Origin of the sequence: Pedobacter sp. AK013 (assembly GCF_014205835.1) — a bacterium.
Lineage (GTDB): Bacteria > Bacteroidota > Bacteroidia > Sphingobacteriales > Sphingobacteriaceae > Pedobacter.
Genome location: NZ_JACHCQ010000050.1, coordinates 16,112 through 30,165, shown reverse-complemented (window position 1 = coordinate 30,165; position 14,054 = coordinate 16,112). Strand labels below are relative to the sequence as shown.

Annotated in this window: 16 protein-coding genes and 1 pseudogene; 14 read left to right on the top strand and 3 right to left on the bottom strand. The window is 42.4% G+C overall.

The window, feature by feature from the left end; translation table 11 throughout:
* The first annotated feature begins 238 nt into the window (after nucleotides 1-238).
* The 11 genes from HDC90_RS23330 to HDC90_RS23280 are packed head-to-tail and all read left to right on the top strand — an operon-like array spanning nucleotide 239 to nucleotide 8,528.
* On the top strand, nucleotides 239-2,290 hold the full coding sequence (locus HDC90_RS23330) for a TraM recognition domain-containing protein (protein WP_184470778.1): 2,052 nt from the start codon (nucleotides 239-241) through the stop codon (nucleotides 2,288-2,290).
* Nucleotides 2,291-2,301: 11 nt separating this feature from the next.
* Entirely contained in the window at nucleotides 2,302-2,730 is a 429-nt protein-coding gene (locus tag HDC90_RS23325; protein ID WP_184470776.1) for a hypothetical protein, read from the top strand.
* Nucleotides 2,730-3,215 carry a M23 family metallopeptidase gene (locus HDC90_RS23320; protein ID WP_184470774.1) on the top strand — a complete coding sequence of 162 codons (486 nt, stop codon included), beginning with the start codon at nucleotides 2,730-2,732 and terminating at the stop codon, nucleotides 3,213-3,215. Before HDC90_RS23325 ends, HDC90_RS23320 begins: the two co-directional genes overlap by 1 nt.
* A 10-nt stretch (nucleotides 3,216-3,225) precedes the next feature.
* Nucleotides 3,226-3,408 (top strand): hypothetical protein, encoded by a 183-nt coding sequence (locus tag HDC90_RS23315; RefSeq protein ID WP_184470772.1) that lies wholly within the window; start codon nucleotides 3,226-3,228, stop codon nucleotides 3,406-3,408.
* Entirely contained in the window at nucleotides 3,398-4,633 is a 1,236-nt protein-coding gene (locus tag HDC90_RS23310) for an ArdC family protein (RefSeq protein ID WP_184470770.1), read from the top strand. Before HDC90_RS23315 ends, HDC90_RS23310 begins: the two co-directional genes overlap by 11 nt.
* 16 nt (nucleotides 4,634-4,649) lie before the next feature.
* Nucleotides 4,650-5,426, top strand: a complete 777-nt coding sequence (locus tag HDC90_RS23305) for a DUF4099 domain-containing protein (protein ID WP_184470768.1) — start codon at nucleotides 4,650-4,652, stop codon at nucleotides 5,424-5,426.
* A gap of 26 nt (nucleotides 5,427-5,452) precedes the next feature.
* Nucleotides 5,453-5,773, top strand: coding sequence for a hypothetical protein (locus HDC90_RS23300; protein WP_184470766.1), 321 nt, complete (start codon nucleotides 5,453-5,455; stop codon nucleotides 5,771-5,773).
* A 9-nt stretch (nucleotides 5,774-5,782) separates the two neighbouring features.
* Nucleotides 5,783-6,637 (top strand): hypothetical protein, encoded by an 855-nt coding sequence (locus tag HDC90_RS23295; RefSeq protein WP_184470764.1) that lies wholly within the window; start codon nucleotides 5,783-5,785, stop codon nucleotides 6,635-6,637.
* A gap of 9 nt (nucleotides 6,638-6,646) precedes the next feature.
* Nucleotides 6,647-7,477, top strand: a complete 831-nt coding sequence (locus tag HDC90_RS23290; protein WP_184470762.1) for a DNA adenine methylase — start codon at nucleotides 6,647-6,649, stop codon at nucleotides 7,475-7,477.
* A gap of 3 nt (nucleotides 7,478-7,480) precedes the next feature.
* Entirely contained in the window at nucleotides 7,481-7,990 is a 510-nt protein-coding gene (locus HDC90_RS23285; RefSeq protein WP_184470760.1) for a hypothetical protein, read from the top strand.
* 10 nt (nucleotides 7,991-8,000) lie between these two features.
* Nucleotides 8,001-8,528, top strand: a complete 528-nt coding sequence (locus HDC90_RS23280) for a hypothetical protein (RefSeq protein WP_184470758.1) — start codon at nucleotides 8,001-8,003, stop codon at nucleotides 8,526-8,528.
* On the opposite strand, the gene HDC90_RS23275 is transcribed toward HDC90_RS23280, so the two are convergent.
* The gene (locus HDC90_RS23275; protein WP_184470756.1) at nucleotides 8,529-8,759 is read right to left on the bottom strand and encodes a hypothetical protein; all 231 of its coding nucleotides are present in this window, start codon (nucleotides 8,757-8,759) and stop codon (nucleotides 8,529-8,531) included.
* A 265-nt stretch (nucleotides 8,760-9,024) separates the two neighbouring features.
* Between HDC90_RS23275 and HDC90_RS23270 the strand changes: the two genes are divergently transcribed.
* Nucleotides 9,025-9,240, top strand: coding sequence for a hypothetical protein (locus tag HDC90_RS23270; RefSeq protein ID WP_184470754.1), 216 nt, complete (start codon nucleotides 9,025-9,027; stop codon nucleotides 9,238-9,240).
* A gap of 108 nt (nucleotides 9,241-9,348) precedes the next feature.
* Nucleotides 9,349-10,839: a recombinase family protein gene (locus HDC90_RS23265; RefSeq protein ID WP_184470751.1), complete on the top strand. Its 1,491-nt coding sequence runs from the start codon at nucleotides 9,349-9,351 to the stop codon at nucleotides 10,837-10,839.
* On the opposite strand, the pseudogene HDC90_RS23260 reads toward HDC90_RS23265, so the two are convergent.
* Nucleotides 10,814-11,866 (bottom strand): annotated as a pseudogene (locus HDC90_RS23260) (YifB family Mg chelatase-like AAA ATPase); the annotation flags it as partial. The gene HDC90_RS23265 and the pseudogene HDC90_RS23260 sit on opposite strands and share 26 nt — an antisense overlap.
* 106 nt (nucleotides 11,867-11,972) lie before the next feature.
* Between HDC90_RS23260 and HDC90_RS23255 the strand changes: the two are divergent.
* Entirely contained in the window at nucleotides 11,973-12,401 is a 429-nt protein-coding gene (locus HDC90_RS23255; protein WP_184470749.1) for an energy transducer TonB, read from the top strand.
* 145 nt (nucleotides 12,402-12,546) lie between these two features.
* Here HDC90_RS23255 and ffh read toward each other — a convergent pair whose 3' ends face one another.
* Nucleotides 12,547-13,884, bottom strand: a complete 1,338-nt coding sequence (gene ffh / locus HDC90_RS23250) for a signal recognition particle protein (protein ID WP_184470747.1) — start codon at nucleotides 13,882-13,884, stop codon at nucleotides 12,547-12,549.
* Between the last annotated feature and the right edge of the window lie 170 nt (nucleotides 13,885-14,054).

Here is a 14,054-nt window from a genome sequence, read left to right as displayed (position 1 = left end):
GGGGCTTTTTGCTTTGGCGGACCTTATCAAATTAACTCGGCAAAGGGGGGCGTTTTAAAGTGGCGAAGGGGGGTCAATTTGAAGCGGTTTATCCAGTAAGGCATTAATATCTGCTAATATAAAGTTTTTATCTGTTCAGGGTCTGCTCCAAATGCCTGACTAAGGCTTGCCTGTGAGTAATGGATTCTCCTATCTCCGGTGTTTAGGCCTGAGCAGAAGTAATTATTTCTGATTTTTTATGGAAGAGTCTAAAGAACAACAGCATCTACATAGGTTGCTGCAATTTGGCATATACCTTTCTGTAGCCTTTGACATCCTTGTCTTTGTATATGCCACTAAAATACTATCCTTTCGCTGGGCGGAGCATTACGGTCTACACCGCTTTTTTCTGGGACTTAGTAAAATGTTCATTTATCAGGCTCCGCTATTTAGTAAGGCCTTTACCCTTTTGCTCATTTGCCTGACGTCCGTCGGAACCCTCGGAAAAAAACAAAAAGACCTAAATCCTAAAAATAGTATCATTTATCCTTTGTGCGCTGCCTTGTTCATCTGGGGTGTCGGACTTTGGTGTTATGGAAAGCCAGGACAGCAAGTACTAATTATGGCCAATTGGTATGAGCTCGCTTATATCATCTGTTCGTTTATTGGTTGTCTGGCTTTGCATGTGGCGATGGACAACATTTCAAAGATCATCAGTTCCAAGTTGGGTAAGGACAAATGGAATGTCGAAGGTGAAAGTTTCATGCAGGCAACCAAACCGGTGATTAGTTCCCATGCGGTAAATATACCAATGCTGTTTTACTACAAAGGAAAGGTACGTAAGGGATATATAGTATTGCAGAATTTATACAGGGGCATGATTCTACTCGGGGTTCCTGGATCGGGCAAAAGTTTTTCTATCGTAATGCCTGTGATCCGAGGTTTGATAGCCAATCGAATGACGCTTGTGGTCTACGATATAAAGTTCCCCGACCTGGGAAAGATTGCCTATTACCATTATTTACTGGCAAGGCAAAAAGGAGATTACCAAAATTTCAGCTTTCACGTAATTAACCTTAACGAGCCAGAACGCAGCAGGCGTATTAACCCCTGGAAGGCAATCTATTTGCAGACCCTTGCGGATGCATCGGAGACGGCGGAAGGTTTGGTTGAAGCATTAAAGAAAGGAGATAAGTCCGGAGGATCGGATCAATTCTTTACGCAGTCAGCAATCAACTTTTTGGCAGCCTGCATATATTTTTTCAGCAAACATGATGGAGGCAAGTACTCTAGCCTTCCTCACGTGCTGGCCTTTTTAAATTGTTCCTATGAAGACATCTTTAGTACACTATTCTCTAATAAGGAACTTAGCTCATTGCTTTCCCCATTTATGACTGCTTATAAAGCAAAAGCTTTTGAGCAGCTGGAGGGCCAGGTTGGAACCTTGAAAATTTTCATCAGCCGTATTGCCACCAAGGAAACTTATTGGGTGTTCTCAGGTGACGATTTTGATCTAAAGATCAACAACCCGGTTTCTCCTAGCCTATTGATACTGGCTAATGATCCTCTTACCCAAAGTACCAATGCAGCTTGTTATTCAGTAGTACTGAACCGGATTACCAAACTGATCAATACCAAAGGCAATCTGCCCGTAGGATTGATCATAGATGAGGCTGCATCCTTGATGATAAACCGACTTGACCTACTTTTGGCCCAGGCACGTTCCAATAAAGTGGCGACGCTTTTGGGTTTCCAGTCAATGCAGCAGATCCAGCAGCAATATGGCAAAGAAACAGCCGCTACAATCACATCTATTGTTGGTAACGTTTTATCTGGTTCAGTTCAAAATAAAGATACTCTAGACTGGCTAGAGCGCATATTTGGAAAGGTAAAGCAGCTTAGTGAGAGTGTTTCTATTGACCGCAGTAAAGTGTCGTTATCATTAAGCGAAAAGCTGGAGCCGCTGATTCCGGCAGGAAAGATTGCTGCATTAAAGGCAGGGGAAATGGTAGGCTTGCTCGCTTCCGATGCAGTAGAAGAATATACAGGGAGCTTCGAGCCGTCCACGGTTCATTGCAGAGTGAACCTGGATCTGAACGCCATTAAAAAGGAAGAGGCGGCATACAGGGAATTACCACTCTTCTACAATTTCAAAGGGCACAGGGACGAAATCCTGCTTCAAAATTATAACCGGATTACCCTTGAAGTACAGGAGCTGGTTAAACAGTTTAAACCTGCCGCCAGGCCGGCACAAGTTCCTCCGTCAATGAAAGGTTCAATGATGCCTGGGACGAATAATAAATCTCACTAATCTAATAATATATGGACGAACTACTAGGTATGCCAGTCATGGTGCATCCCCAGCTTACTCAAGATCCCTTCATGATGCGGGGCCAGGCGGGTACAGTTATCGGAGCAGATTTGCACAGTGATACCATTTTTGTAGCATTTGGGAATAAAGGTGCTGGACGCTACCAGAGTGATGCGCTACTGGTTTTAAAACCGCACAATGAATTGTATAAGGAGCTTCTAGTCAAGGTAAAGCAACTGGAGGTGGCTGATTTTAAGAATTTGCTCAGATTAAGCATGTACCAGAGTACCGGCAGTCCGCGGCAGGTAATGGAATCCATGGCGGCTTTGAAAGATAGTCCGCAGGCACTGGAGTTTGCGACGCGACCTCTTTCGGAAATGTTAGAGCTGGACTATGGTGCTGACCTACAGCAGGGCAATAGTATTGGATTGGGCAGGTAATGAAACGGATTTGTAAGCGCTGGGGAACAGTCAGCCTGTTTTTGATGCTATTGCTTGCCCCGTTTTATTTAATGGCTCAGTTTTGTCTTCCATTAAACTCGATGAATTTGACTTCAGGCTTTGGCTGGCGTAAGCATCCTGTCACCGGAAACAAAGATTTTCATAGCGGGGTGGACTTGTCTGCCAGATTTGAGGCGGTCTTTGCCATTGTGGATGGCAGGATCACCGCTCAAGGAATTCATCCTATTTTAGGCAAGTTCATTCGTTTGGAAAGTAATGGACTGGAGATAGTTTACGGTCATTTATCAGTTTCCGTAGTTGCTGATGGACAAGATGTACGGTCTGGAGATTATTTGGGACTGAGTGGTCAGACGGGAAGGGTTACCGGGCCACACCTTCATTTAAGCACCAAATTTCGTGGCTCTCCTATAAATCCATTACGATTTCTTATAGGCTTAGCATGTAATCAATATTCTTATAATTAATTCTTATTTCATGAACAATCCTTATGAACCTGGTGACTGGTATTATAACCGCTCGCTGGAAAGGAAGCTCCAGCTTCTTGCTGAAGGAGATCAGATGGAGCTAACACCAGAAGAGGCAGCCATTTACGGTGCCGATTATGCGGACGAGTTTCCTGAAGACGAAATTTTACAGGAGGATCAGGATGAGTACTAAAACGGAAACGCCTAAAGCCCTACATGTACAGGTGGCGGAAAAGCTGATTGAACAGCTTAAGGCAGGAACAGCACCCTGGCAAAAGCCATGGTCGGCAGCAGGCAGTCCAGCCTTTCAGCTTCCCTATAACGTGATTTCCGGAAACCGATATAAGGGAATCAACACTTTCTCTTTGTTGCTTGCAGGATATGACGACCCGAGGTGGATGACTTATAACCAGGCCGCTTCCAAAGATTGGCAGGTTAAAAAGGGGGAACACGGTACAACCATCCAGTATGTACGCTTTTATGATGAACAAACTAAGCGTGATCAGCACGGTAAGCCGATTTTAGATGCAGATGGAAAGCCAGAAAAGAAATTCATCAAGTTGGAAAAGCCGATCATCAACAGCGCAAAAGTCTTTAATGCAAGGCAGGTAGCGGGAATTCCAGAGCTGAAAATCACCAGTCCGGCCGAGCTTGGCTGGGATCCATTAGAGCGTGCAGAACAGTTGATCAAAAGTACTGGTGCCGATATTGTCTATCAGGCGGGTAACCGTGCATACTACAGCCTACTCGCCGATCAGATCACAGTTCCGTTAAAAGCTCAGTTCGACAGCCCCGGAAAATTTTATGCGACGGTACTGCATGAGGCAGGACACTGGAGCGGACACCCCTCAAGATTAGACCGAAGCCTGATGAATAAATTCGGGTCTGAGGGATATGCCAGGGAAGAATTAAGGGCAGAAATTGCATCCTTATTAATTGGGCAAGAACTTCAGATCGGTCATGATCCGGGGCAACACATTGCTTACGTTAAGGATTGGGTCAAAATTCTTACGGATACCCCTTTTGAAATTCACGCAGCTGCCGCTGATGCTGAAAAAATCTTTAACTATTTGATGGACTTTGAGCGAACGCGCGTCCAGAAGCAAGATCAGCAGGAGGGGCTTAAAGTCGCTGAAGTGGAAAAACGACCCGCCAAAAATCTCCAGATGGGAGACCAAATCGGTTATGAAAATACCGTCTACAGGGTGATCAGTCTCCTTAAACAAAGCCGCTTTCGGATGGAAAACTTGGGGAATGGAGCTCAGTTTACGCTATCTAAATCCGACGGCTTGTATGCTTCTTTAGTTGAAGCTAAAGCCACACAGGTCAGCAGACCTATCCCTGATGTTACTGCTACAATGGAAAAACAATTTGATCAGGAACCGGAGATCTCTGCGGCGTATGGACTAAAACGTTAACCTTAATTTTTAATTTATGAAACCTTTATTTTTGGAAAATGAACTGCCAGTAGATGACCTGGTCAGAATTGGGCTTTGGAAAGAGGGCAAAGCCGCACTATCTCCAGATGACCTTCGTGCCATGCTTGCAGGACGCCGTACAGGGCTCGTTACCCTAGAAAATGTCCAAGCAGATGGCTTTTTGATAAAGCAATTGGATGTTAAACTTTCCCTCAACAGGTCTGATTCTGGTTGGATCAGTTTGCAGGCGCATCCTATTCATCATGAGATTCAATCCCATCCCTTGTTAACAGAAAAAGACAAGAAGCTGTTGACTGAAGGAAAGGTTGCCAGCATTGGAAAGACAGTGGAAGATCCAAATGGTAGGGCTCAGCACCTGATTTTTGAATATGATGCCGAGACAAAAGAGTTTATTTCCTATATTCCTACCAAGGTTCAGGCTCCTGAGAGAGTTAACGGGGAGTTACTCACCGAAGAGCAAAAAAAAGCGTTTCAGTCTGGCGAACTCGTCGAGCTTTCTGACGGGACATCCTTTCAACACCGTGCTTCGGAACCCAATGGAATATTATCGGATCGTATCGCACTTGTTGTATCCGTCTTAATGGATGGTGGCATCTCCTATTTACTTTTACGAGGTTTGCGTAACCTATTGAGCAATAAAGAGCCTCAGAAAGATGAATATACCGCTGGCTTTAAAATGGCACTTTCTGCTATGGAACGTCAGCAGGCTCAAAAGGACCTGCCAAATCTTAGTATGCAGGCTCCAGAATACGGGCGGACTCGATCGCGATAGGCATAGCGTATACCTTTTGAAATCAAATGATTATTCCTGAATATTTTAAACAGAATCTGGAGTTGGAAATTAATGTCTTTGATCACCCTGTAAACGTTGAATATCGTTTTTGGTGGCCAGGGAAAAAGGATAATGGAAAGGATCCGATGTTTGGTCATGTCGAATTCCGATCTGATTCGGAAATTATCAGTGAGACCGGCTACCGGTCTCACTTTTTTTATACTGATTATCTCAAAGAAACACCGTACCGAAATATCAATGAATTCGTACAGGCGCTGGCGGAACATTTTGCAAAGGAAATGGGCTATGAACCACCTGGGCATGGTAGCCAGCTCCGGATGTTTTAATTATTAATTATGAACGAGAAAAATTTTGAGTACCTCAAAAAGTTACTGGACAACCTGGGGTTCGGTAGCCGCTTGAACGCGGTGCTACAGCAAGCTTTGGAGAAAGACTTCAATACCTTTTCGCTGGGCATTAGCAATTCCTACCTGTCCGATGAAGGAAAAATTCTTGGGACGCCAAATAAAGATATCGTCAAATACCAGCTTAACTTTAATAAAAGCAAAAGTTCGGATTCGGTGTTTTTGAACGATTATCGAGTGTTCCTTTTTAAGCCTATGGAAATTACTCCGCGTTCCCATACGTTTGACCTGGAGCGTGACCACCGGATTACAGCATGGCAGGCTTATCGAATGTTGTCCGGGTTTTCTATTGAAAAAAATGTGTTTCCTCAACGTAAGGAGGGGGTTGATGTGCAGCAGGATGCCAGGAAGATTTGGATGAAGCTTTCACTGGATGTGCTCGATGCCTATGAGCAGCATCCTCTGCGCAAATTTTATCCCGAATATGGTTATGACCTTAGTGCCACTTTGGATAGGTACCCCCTTACTAACCTTTCAGGGCCAATTAAAGAAGTTGCCATCGAACATTTGGCCCAAGGCAAACTATTCAAAGCAGAGATGCGTTTGTATGACCAGGTTTTTCCAGTCTATATTGCAGCTAGACCGGAGCTAAGAGCACTCGAAGTCTTCGATAAAGACTTAAACCGAATCCCTGACCAACAGATTTTTATGGACAAGTTAGAGCCGCAGACTCAAGCCTCGACTTCCCAGCAGGAAGATATAGGTGCTGCAGATAGTTCAGTCGGACCGGAACAACCCTGGCAGCAATATCCTATCGATGGTTCCGGTCAGAAAGTTGGACGTTAATATTTTAAGATGATGCGTAAGGTTCGGTTAAAAACACCCATCAGTTATTACGGCGGTAAGCAAAAGCTTGCCGCTACTATTGTTTCCCTAATCCCCAAACATACTCTGTACTGCGAGCCATTCATAGGAGGAGCAGCAGTATTTTTTGCAAAGAGGCCCTCAGAGGTTGAAGTCATTAACGATACCAACAGGGAGCTGGTAAATTTTTACCGGGTAGCCAAGGAAGACTTTGTGAGCTTGGAGAAAGAAGTCAGGATTAGTCTGCACAGCCGGGACATGCACCGCCGAGCATCCGTTATTTATACGAATCCAGATATGTTTTCAGATTTGAAACGGGCGTGGGCAGTATGGGTATTAAGTTCGCAAAGTTTCAGCGCTCAACTGGATGGAACTTGGGGATTCGACATTTCCAGCAATACAACCACTAAAAAGATTCATCATCATAAATCCGGTTTTACTGAAGAACTCGCTATCCGTTTACAGAACTGCCAGATTGAATGTGCTGATGCCCTTTATATCATCGGCAGCCGGGATTCTGAAAACACCTTCTTTTATTGTGATCCGCCATATTATAATTCTGATTGCGGTCATTACGATGGATACAGTCTACAGGATTATGAAAGCTTGTTGTACTTGTTGACTAAGATCAAAGGGAAATTTCTATTGTCCTCATACCCTTCATCAATACTGGAAAAATATACCCGTAACCAGCAATGGCAGAAAATGGCATTTAGGCAAAAAGTATCTGTAAATGCCAAGGCCGGAAACCAAAAAACAAAAACAGAGATGTTGGTGGCAAATTATCCAATAGCAGAGCAATTAAAAATTCTGGAGGCATAGATTATGGCCAATTATGTTTTTAATGAAGTAGAATTCTGTGGCGCAGCTGGCCAGCTCATGATGGCCGCAGATCTTTTCCAGAAGATGGAAGATTGTATTCCCCGGAACGAAGAGGGGCAATGGCCGCCGTTTTTCATTGAAGCGCCAAAGCGGTTTTTCGCTGATATAGATGTTGCTTATTTGCCAGGATCCCTAAAGGTTGACTATCAGACTGATTGGATCCCCAATCCAGAGGATCTTGTCACCATCGCAATGCACTTTGATCTGAGCTTTGAATCTTCTTATGTAGAGCACGGGAACGGCTATTATGGCGCATGTAGGTACCAAGAAGGAATTTTTCTGCATGCCTGGATCGAAGACGACGACTTATTGCTAATAGGTTATGACCCCGGACACGAACATTATACTTTCGGCGATAAGGTGTTTAAACACCAAGGGGAATGTCATAATCACATTTTGAAAGAAAAACTTGACACGCTCGAAAAGTCTGTAGGCTATTCCAGGAGCAGGTAAATTAAATGATATGAAGTTAGAAATTCCGGAGCTGCTCTACCACGGCTCATATTACGATTTCGGCGATTTTGATGACAGGTTTAAACGTAGTAATACCGGATGGGGAAATACGATACATGGTTTCTTTTTTGCTGATAAGGTGGAAAATGCCTTGCTTTTTGGCCCACGGATTTATAGTGCCATAGTTTCGATAAACAAGCCGTTAGACTTAAGAATTCACGGTATTTTTTCAACGCTTGAACAGGCACCTGTTATCTGCGAGATTGCATTTGACCGGACACTTCGGCCAAGAGCCGCTCTGTCACTATTGAACAGGGAAATTGGTTTGGGGGAGATTGCTGATCTTTATGATGCACTGAATTCGCAAGAAGCGAATGATTTGTTTAAGAAAGCGGGTTATGATGGTATTGTTTCTAGCCTGGGAGATCATCAGAACGAATATATTGCATTTAGTGCCGAACAGATTAAAATTCTAAAGGTGCTGAATTACGGAGAAGAAAGGCATCTTAACGAAGTCCATGCCAGGAGAAATTTCTAGTTAAAATCTGGAGCGTTTGTTTTGCATCGCATTGAAATAGTTGTAAAACAGGCGCTCTTTTTCACGTTGTTTTACACGTCTTCTGTTTTTCCCGGTAAGGTAAAGCACGAAAAGTACCACCATTGCGAGGGCAACAAGTGGTCCAACAATAGGATTTTTCGCGTTCAAAGATGCAAGTAGCGCCCCTGTGCTGATTACGATTGTAATAAGAAATAAGATCACTGTTTTCATTGTCCTGCAATTATTTTCCAGATTAGTTTCGGCATAGTTTTACAGCAAATTTTATGCCGTTTAAAGATTCGATTTGGGGTTAAATCTTAGTAACTACTTGGTGGTAATGATTTGACGGATAGGAGGTTCGAACGCTGAGATGTGAGCTTTGCCCCACTAACTTTGCTTAAAGGAACAGTTGGGATTGTGTATCTAGAGCCAGCTATTCATACAGGCTTCTCTTTCATCCAATCTATTGTGAATCGATTAATTAAAATGCTTCCTAATGAAAGATCAATCAAATCCTCCTCAAGATGGGGAACTAAAACAAACTAAGCGTCATGGAAATAAAGGAATGGCCAGCGGAAGAAAGGTCACACTTACTAAAGAATCCGTAAAGAGATATAGGGTTACTGTAATTTACGTCCCGGTGTCTGACGAAGAAGCAAAAATTAAACGAGCCATTATCGAAACAATTATGAAAAAAACATCTCAAAAATAGTATTTAGTATTTTGTTACAAATCACTGTAAATGAGTGTATTGTTTACTAATTTTTTTTAAATTAGCTTATTTTTTGGTATCTTTAAGCAACAAATTAATCACCGTGCAATGGAAGACAAAAAACGTGTTGGTATTTGGATAAGGGTATCCACAGACATGCAGGTTAAGGATGATAGCCCAGAACATCACGAACAACGGGCAAAATACTATATACAATCCAGGGACTGGCAGGTTGCCGAGGTATATAGGCTTGAAGCAGTATCGGGAAAGACAGTTATGAACCATCCCGAGGCACAACGTATGCTCAGAGATTTGAGAAGCGGTCGTATTTCAGGTCTGGTGTTCTCCAAACTAGCACGTCTAGCGCGGAGTACAAAGGAACTTCTTGAATTTGCTGAAATCTTCAGAAAAGAAGGCGCTGACTTGGTTTCACTTGCAGAACAAATAGATACCAGTTCTCCTGCAGGTAGATTGTTTTTTACTATCGTTGCAGCAATGGCAGAGTGGGAACGGGAAGAGATCTCAAGCCGGGTCGCTGCATCTGTGCCCGTACGGGCACGCATGGGCAAACCATTAGGCGGACAGGCAAGCTTCGGTTATAAATGGCAGGATAAGACTTTGGTCATTGACGAGAAAGAAGCTCCAGTTCGAAAACTAATCTATGAGATATTTTTGGAATGCCAACGAAAGAAAACCACAGCCAATAGATTAAACGAGTTGGGCCACCGGACTAGAAACGGATCTCAATTCTCCGACACAACTATAGACCGCTTACTAAGGGATACAACTGCCAAAGGAGCTCGTGTTGCAAACCATACAAAAAGTATTGGCGAAGGCAGGAAATGGGTATCTAAACCTGAGGAGGACTGGATAGTGCTGCCCTGTCCAGCGTTAATCGACGAGCAATTATGGGACAAATGCAACTCCATTCTTGATGAGCAGGCAATCAAGCGGGTTAAAACGGGAAGAAAATCGGAATATCTGCTTGCCGGATTCGTGAAGTGCCAATGCGGTACGTCGATGTATGTTTATAGCAAGGCTAAGAAATTCACTTGTAAAAACTGCAAAAATAATATCTCGGTTAAAGATATGGATGATGTGTATCAACAAGTTCTTAAAGGTTATCTCAACGACGTAAACCCACAGGTCTATCTAGAAGAAATTATGGGACGGCTGAAAGACAAGGAAGTGCTACTTGTTGAAAGTGTTAAAAAGCGAACTCAGTTGCGTAAACAAATGGATGATCTGATTCCACTAAGAATAAATGGAGATCTTGATAGCGACCATTTCGCTGCGGTCTATCAGCCGCTCGTATCTCAGGTTAAGCAGCTTGACAAGTCGATTCCTGAACTTCAAGGAGAGATCGACTTTGAAAAAATACAACTTACATCAACTGATTATGTGTTGAAAGAAGCAAAGGAACTGTATAATGAATGGTCAAAAATGCTTTTCCCTCAAAAACGGGCTATTGTTGAGACAATCACAGAATATGTCACCGTTGAAAAAGATAACGTAGTTGTGGCAATTTCCCATCTTTCTTCGGGTTCTCCGCTAACAAGTCAACACGACTTCAGGGATTCATCGAGGCCACCAACATAAAGCTGGCTGGATATTCAACCGAAAACCTTGCCCTTGCAATGGCCACTTTACGGTCTTCCAAAGGTTGACGCATTACCTCTAAAACAGTTCGTTTAAATTCGGGCAGTTCGTCTAGAAACAGTACTCCATTATGAGCAAGTGATATTTCGCCGGGCTGCGGATTTATCCCCCCGCCTACCAGGGCTACATCGCTAATGGTGTGATGCGGAGAACGGTACGGACGGCTCGTCATTAACGCATCGCTTGCTGCGAGTTTTCCGGCAACAGAATGGATTTTTGTGGTTTCTAAAGCTTCATTTAAGTTTAATGGAGGTAATATAGTGGGCAGGCGTTTGGCCAGCATGGTTTTGCCTGCCCCTGGCGGACCAATTAAAATAACATTGTGACCACCTGCTGCAGCAATTTCCAATGCTCTTTTTATATTTTCCTGGCCTTTAACATCGGCAAAATCATGTTCGTAATTATTGATGTTTTTTAAAAATTCTTCTTTGGTATTCACTTTAACCTGTTCCAGCGCTTCGCTTTTATTAAAAAAAGCAACTACCTGGGCCAGGTTTTCTACTCCATATGCAACCAAATCGTTTACAATGGCTGCTTCGCGAACGTTTTGTTTCGGTAAGATGAATCCTTTAAAACCCTCCTGTTGTGCCTGTATGGCAATTGGTAAAGCGCCTTTTATGGGTTGTATACTCCCATCTAAAGAAAGTTCGCCCATAATAAAATAATCTTCTAGCTCGTTGGCCGGGATTTGACCTGATGCCGCTAAAATGCCGATGGCAATGGGCAGATCGTACGACGAGCCTTCCTTTTTCATGTCGGCAGGTGCTAGGTTTACCACTATTTTCTGCTTAGGCATACGAAAACCTGAAACATTAATGGCACTGGCCACCCTTTGCAAACTTTCTTTTACAGCATTATCGGGCAGGCCTACCATATAGTATTTGGTACCCGCGCTAATATTCACTTCGATTGTTATGGTTAGTGCATTTACGCCATAAACAGCACTCCCGTATGTTTTTACAAGCATTGATTTTTAATTAAAATAAATTCGGATGTAAATTATTCGGGATGAATATTGATCACTAATATAAGAATATGATTAATAATTTTTATACCTTAAATCAATATTGAAAATGTTAAAGCTATTACAGACCATAATTTTTCTGATATTAAGTCAACAACTTTATTCTCAAGGTAGGGATGGCAATATTGCCATAGACTTAAAAAAAATTGAAGAAAATCGCGTTTATTATTCGAACGAAGTAAGTGTAAAAGCTCACTTTCCAAATGGAGAAAGTGGATGGGAAAAATATCTTTTAACTCATTCAAAATACCCTAAAATGCCTAGAAAGGATAAAGCCATTGGAAGAATTTTTTTATCATTTGTAATTGAAAAGGATGGTAGTATAACAGATGCGGTGGTAACACGCGGATTAAATAATAAGTGTAATGAAGAGGCATTGAGGTTGTTGAGATCATCTGGAAATTGGGTTGCTGCAACTCTAAAATCAAAAAAGGTTCGCTCAAAAGGGAATATTAGCATAGGTTTTGGATTGAATTAGCTTCATTGAGGCTTGTGTTAAATAACCTGATTGGTCAAATCCTTTCTAAAACTCCTCAAACAAAAATCCCGACCATAGCTGATCGGGATTTGTATTATTTAAAGATGCTGAAACAAGTTCAGCATGACGCCCTGGAGCCTCTAAACTATCTGCCAAATGGCATTTTAGGCATACCTTTCATCATGGCTGCTGCTGCTGCGGGGTTAGAAAACTGCTTCATCATTTTACGCATATCTTCAAACTGTTTAATGAGCTTGGTTACTTCTTCTACCTTGCTGCCCGAACCTTTTGCAATACGTAAACGGCGGCTTTGCTGTATAGCATCTGGGTTTTCTTTCTCAAATGGTGTCATTGAATTGATAATCGCTTCGATTGATTTGAAAGCATCATCCTGGATATCAACGTTCTTCATCATTTTGCCAACGCCTGGTATCATGCCCATCAGATCTTTCATGTTACCCATTTTCTTGATCTGCTGAATCTGGTTGTAGAAATCGTTGAAATCAAATTTATTCTTTCGGATTTTCTTCTGCAATTCTGCTGCCTCCTTCTCATCGAACTGCATTTGTGCACGTTCAACAAGCGAAACCACATCACCCATACCCAAAATACGAGATGCCATACGATCTGGATAGAAAACATCGAGTGCTTCCATCTTCTCGCCTGTACCGATAAATTTAATAGGCTTGTTTACTACCGATTTAATGGAAAGAGCCGCACCACCACGGGTATCGCCATCTAATTTGGTTAGAACAACACCTGTAAAATCTAAACGATCGTTAAATACTTTGGCTGTATTTACTGCATCCTGACCAGTCATCGAATCTACAACGAATAAGATTTCGTGCGGATTGGTTTTGGCTTTTACTTCAGATATTTCGTTCATTAACGACTCGTCGATCGCTAAACGACCTGCTGTATCGATAATGATGACGTTATTTCCATTTTGCTTACCGTGTGCAATACCCTCTAAGGCAATACCAACAGGATCGTTTGATGCACGGTTTGCATAAACGGAAACACCAACCGAGGTTCCTAAAACCTCCAATTGATCTACAGCCGCCGGGCGGTACATATCGCCTGCAACCAATAAAGGTTTTTTGCCCTTGCCTTTTAAATGCAAAGCCAGTTTACCTGCAAAAGTAGTTTTACCCGCACCGTTTAAACCTGCAATTAAAATAATAGTAGGGTTTGCCTTAGTATCTAACTCTGTAACTTCGCCACCCATTAAGGCTGCAAGTTCATCGTTCATTATTTTGGTAAGCAATTGACCTGGAGAAACAGCAGTAAGTACGTTTTGGCCCAAAGCTTTTTGCCTCACATCATCAGTAAATGCTTTTGCTGTTTTATAGTTAACGTCGGCATCTAGTAATGCTTTGCGGATTTCTTTCATGGTTTCTGCCACGTTAATTTCCGTAATGCTGCCTTGTCCTTTTAGTACTTTAAATGCTCTGTCTAGCTTGTCCTGTAAATTATCAAACATCTTTTTTTAAGCTAAAAGCTTAATGCCTGAAGGCAAAAAGCTACTTGTTTTTAATAAAAGGCAAATGTATCAAATTTTGCTTGTAAATCTTAGCAACTCAAAGTCAAAACTTTAGGAAGATGAACATTAAATTTTTCTTTTGGTGCAACATTTTGGTTAAGCCACGGTCT

What these genes read in the sequence shown, in the direction of transcription:
- HDC90_RS23255 (WP_184470749.1), top strand. Translation starts at nt 11,973, where the DNA reads ATGTTAAAGCTATTACAGACCATAATTTTTCTGATATTAAGTCAACAA.
- HDC90_RS23310 (WP_184470770.1), top strand. Translation starts at nt 3,398, where the DNA reads ATGAGTACTAAAACGGAAACGCCTAAAGCCCTACATGTACAGGTGGCG.
- HDC90_RS23290 (WP_184470762.1), top strand. Translation starts at nt 6,647, where the DNA reads ATGATGCGTAAGGTTCGGTTAAAAACACCCATCAGTTATTACGGCGGT.
- HDC90_RS23295 (WP_184470764.1), top strand. Translation starts at nt 5,783, where the DNA reads ATGAACGAGAAAAATTTTGAGTACCTCAAAAAGTTACTGGACAACCTG.
- HDC90_RS23320 (WP_184470774.1), top strand. Translation starts at nt 2,730, where the DNA reads ATGAAACGGATTTGTAAGCGCTGGGGAACAGTCAGCCTGTTTTTGATG.
- ffh (WP_184470747.1), bottom strand. Translation starts at nt 13,884, where the DNA reads ATGTTTGATAATTTACAGGACAAGCTAGACAGAGCATTTAAAGTACTA.
- HDC90_RS23325 (WP_184470776.1), top strand. Translation starts at nt 2,302, where the DNA reads ATGGACGAACTACTAGGTATGCCAGTCATGGTGCATCCCCAGCTTACT.
- HDC90_RS23275 (WP_184470756.1), bottom strand. Translation starts at nt 8,759, where the DNA reads ATGAAAACAGTGATCTTATTTCTTATTACAATCGTAATCAGCACAGGG.
- HDC90_RS23270 (WP_184470754.1), top strand. Translation starts at nt 9,025, where the DNA reads ATGAAAGATCAATCAAATCCTCCTCAAGATGGGGAACTAAAACAAACT.
- HDC90_RS23280 (WP_184470758.1), top strand. Translation starts at nt 8,001, where the DNA reads ATGAAGTTAGAAATTCCGGAGCTGCTCTACCACGGCTCATATTACGAT.
- HDC90_RS23330 (WP_184470778.1), top strand. Translation starts at nt 239, where the DNA reads ATGGAAGAGTCTAAAGAACAACAGCATCTACATAGGTTGCTGCAATTT.
- HDC90_RS23285 (WP_184470760.1), top strand. Translation starts at nt 7,481, where the DNA reads ATGGCCAATTATGTTTTTAATGAAGTAGAATTCTGTGGCGCAGCTGGC.
- HDC90_RS23300 (WP_184470766.1), top strand. Translation starts at nt 5,453, where the DNA reads ATGATTATTCCTGAATATTTTAAACAGAATCTGGAGTTGGAAATTAAT.
- HDC90_RS23315 (WP_184470772.1), top strand. Translation starts at nt 3,226, where the DNA reads ATGAACAATCCTTATGAACCTGGTGACTGGTATTATAACCGCTCGCTG.
- HDC90_RS23265 (WP_184470751.1), top strand. Translation starts at nt 9,349, where the DNA reads ATGGAAGACAAAAAACGTGTTGGTATTTGGATAAGGGTATCCACAGAC.
- HDC90_RS23305 (WP_184470768.1), top strand. Translation starts at nt 4,650, where the DNA reads ATGAAACCTTTATTTTTGGAAAATGAACTGCCAGTAGATGACCTGGTC.